12 protein-coding genes are annotated in these 17125 nt (G+C 70.5%); 8 read left to right on the top strand and 4 right to left on the bottom strand.

The genetic code is table 11. The annotated features are described in order from the left end of the window. On the bottom strand, positions 1 to 1291 hold a 1291-nt coding region (locus ACWDR3_RS42425), incomplete at its 3' end, for a molybdopterin-dependent oxidoreductase (protein WP_450357954.1). A 188-nt stretch (positions 1292 to 1479) separates the two neighbouring features. On the opposite strand from ACWDR3_RS42425, the gene polA reads away from it, so the two are divergent. Continuing rightward, positions 1480 to 4206: a DNA polymerase I gene (polA, locus tag ACWDR3_RS42430; RefSeq protein WP_450357955.1), complete on the top strand. Its 2727-nt coding sequence runs from the start codon at positions 1480 to 1482 to the stop codon at positions 4204 to 4206. Positions 4207 to 4517: 311 nt separating this feature from the next. Next, entirely contained in the window at positions 4518 to 4799 is a 282-nt protein-coding gene (locus ACWDR3_RS42435) for a hypothetical protein (protein ID WP_450357956.1), read from the top strand. Here ACWDR3_RS42435 and ACWDR3_RS42440 read toward each other — a convergent pair. Beyond that, complete coding sequence (locus tag ACWDR3_RS42440) at positions 4756 to 5625, bottom strand: DUF4184 family protein (protein WP_450357957.1); 870 nt, start codon at positions 5623 to 5625, stop codon at positions 4756 to 4758. The genes ACWDR3_RS42435 and ACWDR3_RS42440 overlap by 44 nt on opposite strands. A 316-nt stretch (positions 5626 to 5941) precedes the next feature. On the opposite strand from ACWDR3_RS42440, the gene ACWDR3_RS42445 reads away from it, so the two are divergent. The 3 genes from ACWDR3_RS42445 to ACWDR3_RS42455 all read left to right on the top strand — a co-directional run bounded on the left by ACWDR3_RS42445 (position 5942) and on the right by ACWDR3_RS42455 (position 8976). Next, positions 5942 to 7666 carry a lytic transglycosylase domain-containing protein gene (locus ACWDR3_RS42445; protein ID WP_450357958.1) on the top strand — a complete coding sequence of 575 codons (1725 nt, stop codon included), beginning with the start codon at positions 5942 to 5944 and terminating at the stop codon, positions 7664 to 7666. A 161-nt stretch (positions 7667 to 7827) separates the two neighbouring features. Next, complete coding sequence (locus ACWDR3_RS42450; protein WP_124004370.1) at positions 7828 to 7962, top strand: SPW_0924 family protein; 135 nt, start codon at positions 7828 to 7830, stop codon at positions 7960 to 7962. Between the two features lie 21 nt (positions 7963 to 7983). After that, positions 7984 to 8976: a DUF3068 domain-containing protein gene (locus ACWDR3_RS42455; RefSeq protein ID WP_450357959.1), complete on the top strand. Its 993-nt coding sequence runs from the start codon at positions 7984 to 7986 to the stop codon at positions 8974 to 8976. Here the strand turns inward: ACWDR3_RS42455 and hrpB are convergent. Beyond that, a complete protein-coding gene (gene hrpB / locus ACWDR3_RS42460) occupies positions 8966 to 11479 on the bottom strand; it encodes an ATP-dependent helicase HrpB (protein WP_450357960.1) in 2514 nt (837 codons plus the stop codon). The two genes, ACWDR3_RS42455 and hrpB, sit on opposite strands and share 11 nt — an antisense overlap. A 4-nt stretch (positions 11480 to 11483) precedes the next feature. Further along, positions 11484 to 12467, bottom strand: a complete 984-nt coding sequence (locus tag ACWDR3_RS42465; protein WP_450357961.1) for a class I SAM-dependent methyltransferase — start codon at positions 12465 to 12467, stop codon at positions 11484 to 11486. 242 nt (positions 12468 to 12709) lie between these two features. On the opposite strand from ACWDR3_RS42465, the gene rpsA reads away from it, so the two are divergent. The 3 genes from rpsA (at position 12710) to ACWDR3_RS42480 (ending at position 17111) form a co-directional block, all read left to right on the top strand. Then, a complete protein-coding gene (gene rpsA, locus ACWDR3_RS42470; protein WP_450357962.1) occupies positions 12710 to 14218 on the top strand; it encodes a 30S ribosomal protein S1 in 1509 nt (502 codons plus the stop codon). A 313-nt stretch (positions 14219 to 14531) separates the two neighbouring features. Further along, the gene (locus ACWDR3_RS42475; RefSeq protein WP_450357963.1) at positions 14532 to 16058 is read left to right on the top strand and encodes a flavin monoamine oxidase family protein; all 1527 of its coding nucleotides are present in this window, start codon (positions 14532 to 14534) and stop codon (positions 16056 to 16058) included. Between the two features lie 126 nt (positions 16059 to 16184). Then, a complete protein-coding gene (locus tag ACWDR3_RS42480; RefSeq protein WP_450357964.1) occupies positions 16185 to 17111 on the top strand; it encodes a PAC2 family protein in 927 nt (308 codons plus the stop codon). The last annotated feature ends 14 nt before the right edge of the window (positions 17112 to 17125 follow it).

A 17125-nucleotide genomic window follows, 5' to 3' on the forward strand; every position in this document is an offset into this window, starting at 1 on the left:
AGCTCCGCGAGCCGGTCCAAGTGGCCTTTCTCCACGACCCACATGTGGCGCAGGTCGGGCAGCCGGTTGAGCTCCGGGCCGAGCGCCGAGGCCTGCCCGCGCCCGGGCGGCCGATGTTGCCGCGCAGCAGAAGGAAGTTGACGACCTCTCGGATGGTCGGCACCGAGTGCTTGTGCTGGGTCAGGCCCATCGCCCAGCACACGATGGTCCGCTCGGAGGCGAGCACCATGCCGAGCGCCTGCTCGATCTCCGCGCGCGTGAGGCCCGTCGCGGCGAGCGTCTGCTCCCAGTCGGCGGCGCGGGCGGCCTCGGCGAACTCCTCGTAGCCGTGGGTGTGTTCGTCGACGAACGCCTGGTCGACGGCACCCTCTGTCTCAAGGATCAGCTTGTTCAGGAGCCGGAACAGGGCCTGGTCGCCGCCGATGCGGATCTGCAGGAACAGGTCGGTGAGCGCGGCGCCCTTGAGCATGCCCTGCGGGGTCTGCGGGTTCTTGAAGCGCTCAAGTCCCGCCTCGGGCAGCGGGTTGACGCTGATGATCTTCGCGCCGTTGGCCTTGGCCTTCTCCAGGGCGGAGAGCATGCGCGGGTGGTTGGTGCCCGGGTTCTGGCCGGCCACGACGATCAGGTCGGCCTTGTAGAGGTCCTCCAGGAGGACGCTGCCCTTGCCGATGCCGATCGTCTCGTTGAGCGCCGAACCGGACGACTCGTGGCACATGTTGGAGCAGTCCGGCAGATTGTTCGTGCCGAACTCGCGGGCGAAGAGCTGGTAGAGGAACGCGGCCTCGTTGCTGGTGCGGCCGGACGTGTAGAAGAGCGCCTCGTCGGGGGAGCCCAGCGCGTGCAGCTCCTCGGCGACGATGTCGAAGGCGCGCTCCCAGGACACCGGTTCGTAGTGCGTGCCGCCCTCGGCCACGTACATGGGATGCGTGAGGCGGCCCTGCTGGCCGAGCCAGTAGCCGCTGCGGGTCGCGAGGTCGGCGACCGGGTGCGCGGCGAAGAACTCCGGGGTGACCCGGCGCAGGGTGGCCTCCTCGGCGACCGCCTTCGCGCCGTTCTCACAGAACTCCGCCGCGTGCCGGTGGTCCGGCTCCGGCCAGGCGCAGCCCGGGCAGTCGAAGCCGTCCTTCTGATTGACCCGCAGCAGCGTCAACGCGGTGCGCTTCACGCCCATCTGCTGCTGCGCGATGCGCAGGGTGTGCCCGATCGCCGGCAGCCCCGCCGCCGCGTGCTTGGGCTCGACGACCTTCGGGGCGTCCTGGACCGGATCGCCCTGAGGCGGCTTGGTGGCCATCGCCCACTCTCCTCACACGCGCACACGTCGGGTACCTCTTCGATCCTCTCACCCGCCGCCGACAGTGACGGAGCCCGGTCGGTGTAGACGGCATCAGCAATGTGTGCGGACGGCCGGGGTCGTCCGTCCGTGCCGTCGTCGGCGGTGGGCGGGGCCGACTGTCAGTGCGGCGTGGCAGGATCGGGGGCGTGGCAGAGACAGCAGCGAAGAAGACCGAGAAAACCGCCGGCGGCAACCGGCCCCGGCTGATGCTCATGGACGGGCATTCGCTGGCGTACCGCGCGTTCTTCGCGCTGCCCGCGGAGAATTTCACGACGGCGACGGGCCAGCCGACCAACGCGATCTACGGCTTCGCGTCGATGCTCGCCAACACCCTGCGTGACGAGGAGCCCACGCACTTCGCGGTGGCCTTCGACGTCTCCCGCAAGACCTGGCGCTCCGAGGAGTTCACGGAGTACAAGGCGAACCGCTCCAAGACCCCGGACGAGTTCAAGGGCCAGGTCGAGCTGATCGGCGAGCTGCTCGACACGATGCATGTGTCGCGGTTCGCGGTCGACGGCTTCGAGGCGGACGACGTCATCGCCACGCTCGCCACCCAGGCCGAGGCCGAGGGCTTCGAGGTGCTGATCGTCACCGGCGACCGCGACTCCTTCCAACTGGTCTCCGAGCACACGACGGTGCTGTACCCGACCAAGGGCGTCTCCGAGCTGACCCGGTTCACCCCGGAGAAGGTCGAGGAGAAGTACGGCCTCACGCCCGCGCAGTACCCCGACTTCGCGGCCCTGCGCGGCGACCCGTCCGACAACCTGCCGGGCATCCCCGGGGTCGGTGAGAAGACGGCGGCGAAGTGGATCAACCAGTTCGGTTCCTTCGCCGAGTTGGTCGAGCGCGTCGACGAGGTCAAGGGCAAGGCCGGACAGAACCTGCGCGACCACCTGGACGCGGTCAAGCTCAACCGTCGCCTGACGGAGATGGTGCGCACGGTCGAGCTGCCCAAGACGGTCGTCGACCTGGCGCGCGAGCCCTACGACCGCAAGGCGCTCGCGCTGGTCCTGGACACCCTGGAGATCAGGAACCCCTCGCTGCGCGAGCGGCTGCTCGCCGTGGACCCGGGCGCCGAGGAGGCCGAGGGCACCCCGGTCGTCGCGGACGGCGTGGAGGTCGACGGCACGGTCCTGTCCACCGGCGAGCTGCCCGCCTGGCTCACCGAGCACGGCACCGCCACCCTCGGTGTCGCCACGGTCGACACCTGGGCGCTGGGCACCGGCTCGGTCGCCGAGGTCGCGCTCGCCGCGTCCGACGGCGCGGCCGCCTGGTTCGACCCGACCCAGCTGGACGAGGCCGACGAGAAGGCGTTCGCCGGTTGGCTGGCCGACGCGGCGAAGCCCAAGGTCTTCCACAACGTCAAGGGCGCGATGCGGGTCTTCGCCGAGCACGGCTGGAGCGTCGCCGGCGTCGACATGGACACCGCGCTCGCCGCGTACCTGGTCAAGCCGGGCCGCCGCTCCTTCGACCTGGACGCGCTGTCCCTGGAGTACCTGGGCCGCGAGTTGACCCCCGCCGCCTCGGCCGACGGGCAGCTCGCCTTCGGCACCGACGAGGGCGCCGAGGCCGAGGCCCTGATGATCCAGGCCCGTGCCGTCCTCGACCTGGGCGAGGCCTTCGAGGGCCGGCTCCAGGAGGTCGGCGCCGCGGATCTGCTGCGTGACGTGGAGCTGCCCACCTCGGCCCTGCTGGCCCGTCTGGAGCGGCACGGCATCGCGGCCGACCGGGCGCATCTGGAGGCCATGGAGCAGATGTTCGCGGGCGCCGTCCAGCAGGCGGTGAAGGAGGCGCACGCGGCCGCCGGGCACGAGTTCAACCTGGGCTCGCCCAAGCAGCTCCAGGAGGTCCTCTTCGGCGAACTGGGCCTGCCCAAGACGAAGAAGACGAAGACCGGTTACACCACGGACGCCGACGCGCTGGCCTGGCTGGCGGGCCAGACGGACAACGAGCTGCCGGTGATCATGCTCCGCCACCGCGAGCAGGCCAAGCTCCGCGTCACCGTCGAGGGCCTGATCAAGACGATCGCGACGGACGGCCGCATCCACACCACGTTCAACCAGACGGTCGCGGCCACCGGCCGCCTCTCCTCGACCGACCCGAACCTGCAGAACATCCCGGTCCGCACCGACGAGGGCCGCGCGATCCGCCGGGGCTTCGTGGTCGGCGAGGGCTACGAGTCGCTGATGACGGCCGACTACAGCCAGATCGAACTGCGCGTGATGGCCCACCTCTCCGAGGACGAGGGCCTCCTGGAGGCGTTCACCTCCGGCGAGGACCTGCACAACACGGTGGCGGCGCAGGTCTTCTCGGTCGACAAGGACCACGTCGACGCGGAGATGCGCCGCAAGATCAAGGCGATGTCCTACGGCCTCGCGTACGGTCTGTCGGCCTTCGGCCTCTCGCAGCAGCTGAACATCGACGCGGGCGAGGCCCGGGTCCTGATGGACACCTACTTCGAGCGCTTCGGCGGGGTCCGCGACTATCTGCGCAGGGCGGTCGACGAGGCCCGGGCGACCGGCTACACGGCGACCCTCTTCGGCCGCCGCCGCTATCTCCCCGACCTCAACAGCGACAACCGCCAGCGCCGCGAGGCGGCCGAGCGGATGGCGCTGAACGCGCCGATCCAGGGCACCGCGGCCGACATCGTCAAGATCGCCATGCTGAACGTCGACAAGGCCCTGCGGGCGGCGGACCTCACCTCCCGCATGCTCCTCCAGGTCCACGACGAAATCGTCCTGGAGATCGCCCCCGGCGAGCGCGAGGCGGTGGAGGAGATCGTCCGCCACGAGATGGCCGACGCCGTCCACCTCAGGGCTCCGCTGGACGTGTCGGTGGGCGTGGGAGCGGACTGGGAGTCGGCCGCGCACTAGCCATCCGGAGACCGACGTTTCATCGCGGCGGAGGGTTCCGAAACGAACTCTCCGCCGCGACGACGGGTTCCGTATCGAAGTCCGCCGCGATGGCGGGCTCCGTATCGAACTCCGCCGCGACGGCGGGTTCCGTATCGAACTCCGCCGCGACGGCGGTTCGCCTCCGCGGCGCGCTCCGGCGGTGCCGGGCCCACCGAGACCCCTCTCGTCGGCCGACCCGCACCCGGTCCGGCCCAAGCCCCGCAGGGCCCGTCACTCACGTGGCCCCCGCAGAAGCGCCCCCGCCCGCGTCCTCCCGCAAGGATGCGGGCATGGGTATACGCATGCTCCACCGCCGGACGGCGTCAGCGCAGGCGAGCACCGAAGCGAGCCCCCGCCTGACGTTCACCTCGGTCCCGGTCTTCGCGGCCGACGCGAGCACCGCCCGCATCCCTGCCGAACCCGGCCTGGTCCTGGGGCGCGGGCTGCCCCGAGCGGCCCTCGACGCCCGTACCGGCCCGGGCGAGCCGTCCGCCTGGCGGCTCTGGGCCGGCCTGCTGGGCGATCACCTCATCCGGCTCGCCGGTCCCCGCCCCGACGGCTCGACCCCGTGAGCACACCCGCCGAGCCCTTCGCGTCCGGGGCCGGCCGCCACACCCGTACCCCCACGGCGTAGGCGAGCAGCCCCACCACAAGTCCCGCGCCCGCGCCGAAGCAGACCGTGGGGATCAGTTCCCAGGCCTTGGCCGTCGAGCCCCAGTACGCCCACCACCGCGTTGCCCGTTCCACCGCCGCGAGCAGCGCGCAGCCGCCGATCACGGCGCCGGCCCACCATCGGTCGCGGGCCGACAGGGCGGGGACCCCCATGGGCCCGGCCGCAGCGGGCATCCGGCGCACCGCGCGGAGCAGGAACGCGGCGATCACGAGCGCGGCCACCAGCGAACTGCCGTACTGGACGCACTGGAAGAGCGGTGTGCCCGCGAACTCCCGGTCCAGGACCGGGAGTAGCCGTACGCCCCAGCGGTCGTGGTGCGTGAACGCGTCCCACACGACGTGCGTCAGCGCGCCCAGCACCGCGGAGACGTACCACCGGACCGCCAGGGCGGGGCGCACGCGCGCGTGGGGCCTTCCGCAGCCGAGCAAGGTGGCGGGGCGGGGTTGCCGGGACCGGGGCAGCAGAGCCACCAGTGGTTCGCGCAGGAGCAGCCACAGGGCGACCAGGGTCCAGGAGACCAGGACGTCGAAAGTGAGGACGCCCGTGAAGGAATGCGTGAACGCGCCGAATTCCATTGCCCCGGGAAGGGCACTCGCCGCGTAGTAGGTCATGTCGGGTGCGAAGGAACCGGCCACGAGCACGGCCGGAACCAGGCGGCCCCGGCCCGTTCCGTCGGCGCGCACGGCGGGCAGTACGGCGGCCGCGTGGCTCAGGGTGAACGGCAAGGGAGCTCCTGGTCAGCCGGGGTGGTCGCTGCGGTCCAGTATGCGGGCCGCAACAAGGCACCAACCTCATATGGCCAACCGGTGAAAACCGGGCACGAACGGGTGCCGGTGCAAAAGAAGTTGTCGTAGTGTCGCCTGGGTCGGCGTGCCGGTGCGGCCCGGGGGAGCGCGGTCGAACAGGTGAGAAAAGCACCGAAAACGGTGACGAGGGCAACCGACGCACCGGGTTGATCGTCACAACAGGGTGGGTCCAACAGACCCGCGGCAGACAGCGACGGACGCACGGGCGCGTCCAACGGAGGGGCTGGTTCACTCTATGGCGGCGCAATTCGGCATGAGGCTGCGCAAGGGAGCGGCGACCACCGCGGTGGCCGCGGTCGTGGTCGCGGCGCTGTCCGCGTCCCAGGCACCGGGAGCCACGGTCGACGACCACGGCAGAGCCAGCGCCGCCGACGCCCAGTCCTCGCCCGAAGCCACCGGTTCCGGTTCCGACGAGGGCGGTGCGACCGGCAACTCGCCGTACTACACGGACCTGCCGCCGCTCAACAGCCCCAACCCCTCGCCGAGTCCGACCGTGGGCACCCCGGTCGTGACGGGCGACGGCGAGGCCGGCATACCCGCGACCGTCCTGGACGCCTACAAGAAGGCCGCCGACGAGCTGGCCCAGTCCAAGGCCGGCTGCAACCTGCCCTGGCAACTGCTCGCCGCCATCGGCAAGGTGGAGTCGGGCCAGGCCCGCGGCGGTCAGGTCACCGCCGACGGCACCACGATCAGCCCGATCCTCGGCCCGCAGCTCGACGGCAACGGCTTCGCGCTCATCCAGGACACCGACAACGGCCAGTACGACGGCAACAGCACGTACGACCAGGCCGTCGGACCGATGCAGTTCATCCCGTCCACCTGGGCGTGGGCGGGCCGCGACGGCAACGACGACGGGGTCAAGGACCCGAACAACGTCTACGACGCCGCCCTCGCCGCCGGCCACTACCTGTGCCGCTACAACTGGGACCTGTCCGTCCAGGCGGACCTCAAGCGCGCGATCCTGAGCTACAACAACTCGCAGGACTACCTGAACACGGTCCTGTCGTGGCTGGAGTACTACCGCAAGGGCACGCACGAGATCCCGGACGGCACCGGCAGCATCCCGTCGAACCGCAGCGACGACGACCAGCCCGACCCGAAGCCGTCGAACACGCCCTCGACGCCGTCGACGCCGAGCAAGCCGGCCGACCCCAGCACACCGCCGCCGTCGACCGACCCGAGCAGCCCGCCCACGACGCCTCCGCAGACGCCCACCGACACGGTGGACCACCTGGAGGACGCGGGCACCGCCAAGCTCACCGCGACGGCGGGCGAGGCGTTCACCAAGAAGATCAGCACCAAGGCGGAGACCAAGGCCGGCAAGACCGTCGCCAAGGTCCGGGTCCGCTTCACCATCGTCGGCACCACCGACGCCACCTTCGTCGGCGGCGAGGACGTCGCCACGGTCGTCACCAACGCCTCCGGCGTGGCCGTCGCGCCCGCGCTCCAAGCGGGCGAGAAGACGGGCGACTTCACCGTCCGCGCCACGGTCGTCGGCCGCTCGGTCGCCGCTCTCGGCTACACGGCCACCGTCACCGAGCGCGTCGCCGACACCCTCGTCCGCACCAGCACGACCGCGCTGACCTGCGTCGCGGGCGGCCAGTTCGCCGACCAGGTCGAGGTGAAGGCCACCTACAAGGACGCCGTCGCGGGCAAGGTCGCGGCCACCGCCACCCTCATCAAGTCGGCGGACGACGCCACCGAGAACGACAAGGGCCCCTACTTCAAGGACGCGGACGGCAAGACCGTCCGCACCCTCACGGGCCTGACGACGGACGCGAACGGCCTCATCAAGCTGCCGCAGCTGTACGCCGACGGCACCGCCGGCGCCTACCTGCTCCGCATCACCACCGCGGGCGGCGCCACGCTCACCGTCGACCTGACGGTGACGGCACCGCCGGCCGACACGACCCCCTCGTCCAGCCCGTCGCCGAGCGCGTCGGAGAGCACCGGGTCCTAGCGGCCCCTCGTACGACCACGACGGCGTCCCTTCACCGAAGGGGCGCCGTCGTTGTGTGTGTACGACCTGTTCTCATCTCGCCCACCCGTTGCTACGGTGCCGGACCTGACGATGTATCAGTTCCCGTCCGTCCCTTGGTTCCAGTCCGTCGGGAGGCAGGCATGCGTGCCCTGATCGCCGCCGCGACCGGTCTCGCCCTGGCGTTCGCGCTCGTCCTCACGATGACCGCGATGGGCTCGCCGGCCGGCAAGACGTCCCCGAAACCGCTGCTGACGACGGTCCCCGCACACCCGTAGCCGTCCGCCCGGGAGGCCGAGATGCGCCGCAAGGCCAGTCTGGTCCTGCTCGCCCTCGCCGTGTTCTGCACGGCGCTGTCCCCGCTGCTGCGCTGGTACGCCTTCCCGCGCCTGGCCAAGATCCCGGCAGATCAGTACCAGGACATGGTCCTTGAGGCGAAGGACGCGACCCTTCTCGACTACGGCACGATGACCGCGAAGAAGGTCCCGAAGGTCACCATCGTGCAGACCCTCAAGGGCAATGTGGAGGCCGCCGACAAGGTCGAGAAGTCGTACGGCAAGGACGTCGTCGTCTGGGATAGCCTCTCCTATGTCCAGGGCCCCGACGGCAAGATGGTCTCCAAGCTCCCCGAGCGCTACATCTTCGACGCCCACTCCCAGGAACCCGTCCACGCCCCCGGCGAGATGGTCGACAACGACCCGGTGAAACGGCAGGGCATCGAGTTCAAGTGGCCCTTCCTGACCGAGAAGCGGGACTACGTCTACTTCGACGCGCAGACCCGCACCAGCGCCCCCATCCACTACGAGGGCACCCAGAACTTCCGCGGCCTGAAGGTCTATTACTTCGAGCAGACCATCCCCTGGACCAAGGTCGCCTTCCCCAAGATCCTGCCCGTCGAGGGCATCACCCCCGAATCGATCGCCAAGACGGGCACGACCCGCTGGTACACCACGGTCCGTAAGTTCTGGGTCGAACCCACCACGGGCGCCCCCGTCTACGGCGAGGAGATCCACAAGGAGGAGCTGCGCGGCGGCACGCTGCTCGGCGACAAGGACAAGGTGACGGCGTTCTCAGGGCACGTGAAGATGCGCGAGGACTACATCGAGCACACCGTCGACCTGGTCAAGTCCAACCGCACCCTGGTCCTGCTCCTGACCTCGTACCTCCCCTGGGGCTTCCTGGGCCTCGGCATCCTCCTGCTGGCCCTCTCCCTCTACCTGGAGGCCCGCAGCCGCCGCCCGGCCGACCCGGAACCGGCCGAGTCCTCGGCGCCGGAACCGGTCACCGCCTGAGCCGCGCGTTCGTGTACCGCGTCGGCTCCGCCGTGGCCGGGTCCTCCGGCCACGGATGCTTCGGATACCGGCCGCGCAGCTCGGCACGCACGCCCTTGTAGCCGTCCCGCCAGAACGACGCCAGATCGGCGGTCACCGCGGCGGGCCGGCCGGCGGGGGAGAGCAGGTGCACGAGCAGCGGCACGCCGGCGACGGCGGGGGACTCCTGGAGCCCGAACATCTCCTGCAGCTTCACCGCGAGCACGGGCCGCTCGGGATCGCCGTAGTCGATCCGGATCCTGGACCCGCTCGGTACGGTCATCCGCTCGGGCGCCAACTCGTCCAGCCGGCCTGCCTGTCCGGAGGCCCACGGCAGCAGCCGCCCGAGCGCCTGCCCGGCCTCGATCCGCCCGAGATCGGCCCGCCGCCGGGCCCGCCCGAGCTCCGGCTCCAACCACTCGTCCACGCGCGCGTGGAGAGCGTCGTCACTCACATCGGGCCACGGCTCCCCGAGCCGCAGCCGCAGGAACGCGAGCCGCTGACGCAGTACGAGCGCGTCGGGCGTCCACCGCAACAGCCCGAACCCCTCCTGCCGCAGCCCTTCCAGAAGCGCCTCGCGTACGAGGACGGGGTCCGCCTTCTTCAGGGGCCGCACCGCCAGCTCGATCGCCCCCAGCCGCTCCACGCGGCGTGCGACGACGTCGCCGTCGGCCCAGTGCACCTCCTCGCGCTCCTCCAGCAGCGCCCCGGCCGCGGCTCGGGCCACCCCTTCGTCGACGGTCGCCGCGAGCTGCACGCGCGCGTGCCCTCGCCCGACGGGCCGGTCGGCGACGGCCACGGCGATCCAGGGGGCACCCCGCAGGCCGGTGCCCTCGCCGAGCTCCGCGCGCGTCCCGGAGACCATGAGATAGGAGCCGCCCTCGGCCTTGGCGACGCGCTCGGGGAAGGCGAGAGCGGCGACGAGACCCACGAGATGGTCGTCGCCCGGGGCGGTATTCGGCGGAGCCTCGACATGCCGGGCACGGGGGTCGGCGGAGTCCGCCGAGGCGGCACGCAGGCGCCGCACTTCCGTACGCCAACGCCCCGCATACGCGTCGCCCCCGCGCCGGGCGGCCCGTAGGACGGCGGCGAGATCATCCCCGTACGCCCGTGGTGGTTCTTCGCTGAGGAGCGCCACGACCTCGGCGCCCGCACCCGAGGTGTCGAGCAACGCCCGTCCCAGTCGCGGGTGCAACCCCAGCCGGGCCAGCCGCACGCCCCGGTCCGTGGCCCGCCCGGCGGAGCCGACCGCACCGATCGCCGTCAGGACCGCCCGTGCCGCCGCCATCGCGCCGGCGGGCGGTGCGTCGAGCAGGGCGAGACCGGACGCGTCAGGATCGCCCCAGCACGCCGTCTGGAGGGCGAACGCGGTCAGGTCGGCCACCTTGATCTCCGGAGCCGGGAAACGTGGCAGACGCGCGTCCTCCGCCTCCGCCCAGCAGCGGTACACCGTCCCCGGCGCCTCCCGCCCGGCCCGCCCCGCGCGCTGCCGTCCCGCCGCCTGCGAGGCCCGTACGGTCGCCAGGGCGCTCAGCCCGCGCGCGTGATCGACCCGCGGCTCCCGCGCCAGACCGGAGTCGACGACCGACCGCACTCCGGGAACCGTCAGTGAGGACTCCGCGACCGAGGTCGCCAGCACCACCCGGCGCCGCGCACCCGCCACCAGCACCGCGTCCTGCACGGCCGCCGGCGCCCGCCCGTGCACCTGGAGCACCTCGACGTCACCGAGATCCCCCAACTGCCCCGCCACGCGCGCGATTTCCCCCACGCCCGGCAGAAAGCACAGCACGTCCCCGGCCCGCTCGGCCAGCGCGCGCCGCACCACCGACGCCACGTGCGTGAGCAGCGCCGGGTCGACGCGCATGCCGTGCGGCGGCCGTACGGGCCGTACCGGCGGTGCCCAGACCACCTCCACCGGGTACGAGGTGCCCTCGGCCTCGACCACCGGCGCATCGCCCAGCAGCCGGGCCCAGCCCGCCGCGTCCGTCGTCGCCGACGCGGCCACCAGGCGCAGCTCGGGCCGCAGCGTCTCGCGCACGTCCCACAGGAACGCCGCCGTGGTGTCCGCGTCCAGATGACGCTCGTGGCACTCGTCGAGCACCACCACGTCGACGCCCGCCAACTCCTGGTCGCGCTGCAGCCGTTGCAGCAGCACACCCGTCGTGACGACCTCCACGCGCGCGTGCCGCCCGACGACCCGCTCGCCGCGCACGGTGTACCCGACGCTCTCGCCGACCCGCTCGCCCAGCAGCCACGCCATCCGCCGTGCGGCGGCCCGTGCGGCGATCCGGCGCGGCTCGGCGACCACGACCCGGCGTGCCGGCCCGTCGCCCAGCAGGCCCGCCAGGGCGAGCGGCACGAGGGTCGTCTTGCCGGTGCCGGGCGGCGCCACGAGGACCGCCGTGCCGTGTCCCTCCAGGGCGTCGCTCAGTGCGGGCAGCGCACCGCGTACCGGAAGGGCGTCGAGAGCCTCGTAACGGATCACGCACTCAGTCTCGTACGCACACGAAGACGGCCGTGCCCGGGATCAGGTTCCCGCGCAGCGGTGACCAGCCGCCCCACTCCGAGGTGTTCCAGGACGGCCACTCCGGCTCGACCAGGTCCACCAGCCGGAAGCCCGCCCCCACGACGTCCCGGACCCGGTCGCCGATCGTGCGGTGGTGCTCGACGTAGACCGCGCGGCCCTCATCGTCCTGCTCGACGTAGGGCGTGCGGTCGAAGTAGGAGGCCGAGACCGACAGGCCCTCGGGGCCCGGCTCGTCCGGGAAGGCCCAGCGGATCGGATGCGTCACCGAGAACACGAACCGGCCGCCAGGGCGCAGCACCCGCCGCACCTCCTTGAGGACCAGCACCGGCTCCGCGACGAAGGGCAGCGCCCCGTACGCCGAGCAGGCCAGGTCGAAGGAGCCGTCCGAGAAGGGGAGCGCGCCCGCGTCGGCGCACACCAGGGGGAACGCCGAGCCGATGCGCAGCGCGTGCTGGAGCTGGCGGTGGGAGATGTCCAGGGCGACCGGACGGGCCCCCTGGGCGGTCAGCCAGCGCGAGCACTGGGCCGCGCCGGCGCCGATCTCCAGGACGTCCTTCCCCTTCAGCTCCTCCGGCGGACCGAGCAGCTCCGCCTCCACCTCGTCGAGCCCCTCGGGACTCCAGACGAAACGGTCGTCACCGAGGAAGGTGCCGTGCTCGACCTGGTACTCGTCGGCGTTGCGGTCCCACCAGCCTCGGTTGGCCCGCGAACTCTCCGTGACGTCGGCGTCACGTCGGGTGGCTTCCGGCTCGGGCGCTTCGAACGCTTCGGCCGCTTCGGACTCTTGGATGATCGGCTCCCTCGTCGTACTCTTCCCTCCAATCCGGGATGCCCGCGGGCGTCCACGGGTGTCACGGAAGAGGTGTCCCAAGGCCCGCGTGGCCTCCAGAGACAGTTCTTGTGCCGGGTATGCGGCGATCCGCCCCGGGTGTGCGCGTTCGCGCATTGACCCTGTCCGGCTGCCCCCGTATGCTACAAGTTGCGCTGCGGGCCTGCGCTCCTCAGACGTAGCAGGCTGCGCTCGCATCTGTTGTATGTCCCCTCGGTTGTCGAGGCGCCATCTCCAGTCTCTGGTTCTCCAGTTGCTGTTGGGGCGCTTCCTAGGCTGTCCGGCTTCTTCAGAGCGATACGGGCTCCCGGCGTAGCAGTACCTACGACTTCAATGTCCGTACCGGAGCCCTTTCCCACATGACGAGCAGCACCGAGACCACCGCCACCACCCCGCAGGTTGCGGTCAACGACATCGGTAACGAGGAAGCCTTCCTCGCCGCTATCGACGAGACGATCAAGTACTTCAACGATGGTGACATCGTCGACGGCGTCATCGTCAAGGTTGACCGGGACGAGGTTCTCCTCGACATCGGTTACAAGACCGAAGGTGTCATCCCGAGCCGTGAGCTCTCGATCAAGCACGACGTCGACCCGAACGAGGTCGTCGCCGTCGGTGACGAGATCGAAGCCCTTGTTCTCCAGAAGGAGGACAAGGAAGGCCGCCTGATCCTCTCGAAGAAGCGCGCCCAGTACGAACGGGCGTGGGGCACCATCGAGAAGATCAAGGAAGAGGACGGCATCGTCACCGGTACCGTCATCGAGGTCGTCAAGGGTGGTCTCATCCTCGACATCGGCCTCCGTGGCTTCCTCCCGGCCTCCCTGGTCGAGATGCGCCGCGTTCGCGACCTCCAGCCCTACGTGGGCAAGGAGCTCGAGGCCAAGATCATCGAGCTGGACAAGAACCGCAACAACGTGGTCCTGTCCCGCCGTGCCTGGCTGGAGCAGACCCAGAGCGAGGTCCGTCAGACCTTCCTCACGACCCTGCAGAAGGGCCAGGTCCGCTCCGGCGTCGTCTCCTCGATCGTCAACTTCGGTGCGTTCGTGGACCTCGGCGGCGTCGACGGTCTGGTTCACGTCTCCGAGCTCTCCTGGAAGCACATCGACCACCCCTCCGAGGTTGTCGAGGTCGGCCAGGAAGTCACCGTCGAGGTCCTCGACGTCGACATGGACCGCGAGCGTGTCTCCCTGTCGCTGAAGGCGACCCAGGAAGACCCGTGGCAGCAGTTCGCCCGGACCCACCAGATCGGCCAGGTCGTGCCCGGCAAGGTCACGAAGCTGGTTCCGTTCGGTGCGTTCGTCCGCGTGGACGAGGGCATCGAGGGTCTGGTCCACATCTCCGAGCTGGCCGAGCGCCACGTGGAGATCCCGGAGCAGGTCGTCCAGGTCAACGACGAGATCTTCGTCAAGGTCATCGACATCGACCTCGAGCGTCGCCGGATCTCGCTGTCCCTGAAGCAGGCCAACGAGTCCTTCGGTGCCGACCCGGCCTCGGTCGAGTTCGACCCGACGCTCTACGGCATGGCCGCGTCGTACGACGACCAGGGCAACTACATCTACCCCGAGGGCTTCGACCCCGAGACCAACGACTGGCTCGAGGGTTACGAGTCCCAGCGTGAGGTGTGGGAGAACCAGTACGCCGAGGCGCAGACCCGCTTCGAGCAGCACCAGCAGCAGGTCATCAAGTCGCGTGAGGCGGACGCTGCGGCTGCCGCCGAGGGCGGGGACGCTGCGGCTCCGGCTGCCGCCGGTACCGGCGGTGGCGGTGGCGGTTCGTACTCCTCCGAGGGTGCGGACACGTCCGGTGCGCTTGCTTCTGACGAGGCGCTTGCTGCGCTGCGGGAGAAGCTCGCGGGTGGACAGAGCTGAACGCTGGCTCGCTGAGGCCTAGCAGTTGACTGAGGGGCCGTACCTTTCGAGGTGCGGTCCTTCAGTGTTTTTGGCTGCCGGCCCGGTGGGGGCTGAGCGCGCAGTTCCCCGCGCCCCTAGGTGGGACATCCTCGGTTTGCAGAAACTTGTGGGATACATCAGTAACCGATGAGGCGTAATCGGTTGCTGGGAGGCTCCCCCGGTCGTTCGTGATCGGGAAAAGGGAGCCGAGATGGCAGACGCTCAGTACACGCCCGGGACCAGTCGTCGGGCGTTTCTTCGTAAGGTCGGGGTCGCTGGTGGGGCCGGGGCCATGTTCGCCACGATGGGGGCCATCGGCCTTGCTCCCACCGCGGAGGCGGCCCGGCGGGAGGAGCCGTTTCGGGGGCTCAGGGCCGGGGACTTCACGGTCACCGGGCGCGGGGCCGCGAAGGTCGTGATCGTCGGGGGTGGCATCGCCGGGCTGACCACCGCCTACGAGCTGGGCAAGGCCGGCTACGACTGTACGATCCTGGAGGCCAGGGGGCGTACCGGTGGGCGTAACTTCACCGTGCGGGGTGGGGACTCCACGACCGACCTGTACGGGAACACGCAGACCGCGCGGTTCAGTGACGGGCAGTACATGAACTGTGGGCCCGCTCGGATCCCGCAGTGGATGGTCACCCTCGACTACTGTCGTGAACTCGGCGTTCCCATCGAGGTGTTCACCAACGTCAACGCGGACGCGTATCTCTACAACGAGTCCGCCGGGATGACGAAGCCCGTGCGGTACCGCACCGCGAAGGCCGATGTGTACGGCTACGTCTCGGAGTTGCTCGCCAAGGCCACCGACAAGGGCGCGCTCGACAAGGAGTTGACCGCGACCGACCAGGAGCGGCTCGTCGAGTTCCTCAAGGACTGGGGGGAGTTGGGCGACACGTTGGCGTATGACGGTGGTGAACGGCGCGGGTACTCGACCGTGCCGGCCGCCGCGGGTACTCCGGGTGTGCTGCTCGGGGACGTGCCGAGTGCCTCGGAGGTCTTCGCCAGCGGGGTCGGGCGGTACTTTTCCTTCGAATTCGGCTTCGACCAGGCCATGTTGATGTTCCAGCCGGTCGGTGGCATGGACCAGATCCCCAAGGCGCTGACCAAGGCGGTCGGTGGTCATCGGATACGTACCGGCGCGGTCGTGAAGAAGATCAGCGACACCGGGCGCGGGGTGTCGGTGACGTACGCGCAGGGCGGTCGTACGAAGGTCGTCGAGGCCGACTACTGCGTCGCCGCGCTGCCGCCCAACATCCTCGCCAAGGTGCCGCACAACCTCGGCTCCGGGGTGCAGTCCGCGCTGGAGGCGATCACGCCGTCGTCGGCCGCGAAGATCGGGCTGGAGTACCGGTCCCGCTGGTGGGAGCTCGACCACGGCATCTACGGCGGCATCACCGAGACCGACCAGGACGTCACCCACATCTGGCATCCCTCGTACGGCTTCCACGGCGAACGCGGGGTCCTCGTCGGGTACTACAACTACGGCGACGACGCCGACAGCTACGCGAAGCTCACGCCGAAGGCGCGCGAGGCGCGGGCGGTGGCGGCGGGCGTGAAGATCTACGGGGAGAAGTACCGCAGCGAACTCGCGTCCTCGTTCTCGCACCACTGGCGGCAGACCCCCCACCTGGAGGCCGCCTGGCACAGCACCCCCGGCGGACCCGACGACCCCCGCTACAAGCCGCTGAACGAGCCGACCGGGCGCGTGTACTTCGCCGGCGACTGGCTCAGCTACACGGACGCCTGGCAGCACGGGGCGTTCACGTCGGCGCGTAAGGCGGTGACTGCCCTGCACACGCGCGTGCTCTCCTCCTGAGCCGGCCCGGCAGGCATGAGACAGGGCATGAAAAGGCAGTAAGAGAGGCCTGATCAGGGGCGCGGGTGGGAATGCCCGTGTCCCTGGGCGCGTTGTGCAGTACGAACACGAGGAGGAGCGGTCACTGTGCTTGATCCGCAGGGTTTGTACGCATGGGAGCCGAAAGGCCTGGCTGTCGTCGACATGGCGCTCGCGCAGGAGTCGGCCGGTCTTGTCATGCTCTACCACTTCGACGGATACATCGACGCGGGCGAGACCGGCGACCAGATCGTCGATCGGGTCCTCGACTCGCTGCCCCATCAGGTCGTGGCCAGATTCGACCACGACAGGCTCGTGGACTACCGGGCCCGCCGTCCGCTGCTGACGTTCAAGCGCGACCAGTGGACCGACTACGACGAGCCCGCCATCGACGTGCGGCTCGTCCAGGACACCACCGGAGCGCCCTTCCTGCTGCTGTCCGGACCCGAGCCGGACGTGGAGTGGGAGCGCTTCGCCAAGGCCGTCGAGCAAATCGTGGAGCGGCTGGGCGTCCGCCTGGCGGTGAACTTCCACGGCATCCCCATGGGCGTACCGCACACCCGCCCCGTGGGCCTGACCCCGCACGGCAACCGTACGGACCTCGTCCCGGGCCACCGCAGCCCCTTCGACGAGGCGCAGGTCCCCGGCAGCGCCGAGTCCCTGGTCGAGTACCGCCTCATGGAGGCCGGACACGACGTCCTGGGCGTCGCCGCGCACGTGCCGCACTACATCGCCCGGTCCCCGTACCCGGACGCGGCCCTGACCGCCCTGGAGGCCATCACGGCCGCCACCGGGCTGGTCCTGCCCACCCTCGCGCACGGCCTGCGCACGGACGCGCACCGCACGCAGACGGAGATCGACCGGCAGATCCAGGAGGGCGACGAGGAGCTCACGGCCCTCGTCACGGGCCTGGAGAACCAGTACGACGCCGTCGCCGGCGCCGAGAGCCGGGGCCGCCCATCCGCAAGCAGGTCGTCGAGCAGCTCGACGTCTGGGAGCTCCAGGAGGCCGCGTTCACCGCGGAGCTGGTGGTGAGCGAGCTCGTCACC

The organism is Streptomyces sp. NPDC001002, from assembly GCF_053599215.1.

What these genes read in the sequence shown, in the direction of transcription:
- ACWDR3_RS42435 (WP_450357956.1), top strand. Translation starts at nt 4,518, where the DNA reads ATGGGTATACGCATGCTCCACCGCCGGACGGCGTCAGCGCAGGCGAGC.
- ACWDR3_RS42445 (WP_450357958.1), top strand. Translation starts at nt 5,942, where the DNA reads ATGGCGGCGCAATTCGGCATGAGGCTGCGCAAGGGAGCGGCGACCACC.
- ACWDR3_RS42450 (WP_124004370.1), top strand. Translation starts at nt 7,828, where the DNA reads ATGCGTGCCCTGATCGCCGCCGCGACCGGTCTCGCCCTGGCGTTCGCG.
- ACWDR3_RS42455 (WP_450357959.1), top strand. Translation starts at nt 7,984, where the DNA reads ATGCGCCGCAAGGCCAGTCTGGTCCTGCTCGCCCTCGCCGTGTTCTGC.
- ACWDR3_RS42465 (WP_450357961.1), bottom strand. Translation starts at nt 12,467, where the DNA reads ATGCGCGAACGCGCACACCCGGGGCGGATCGCCGCATACCCGGCACAA.
- rpsA (WP_450357962.1), top strand. Translation starts at nt 12,710, where the DNA reads ATGACGAGCAGCACCGAGACCACCGCCACCACCCCGCAGGTTGCGGTC.
- ACWDR3_RS42475 (WP_450357963.1), top strand. Translation starts at nt 14,532, where the DNA reads ATGTTCGCCACGATGGGGGCCATCGGCCTTGCTCCCACCGCGGAGGCG.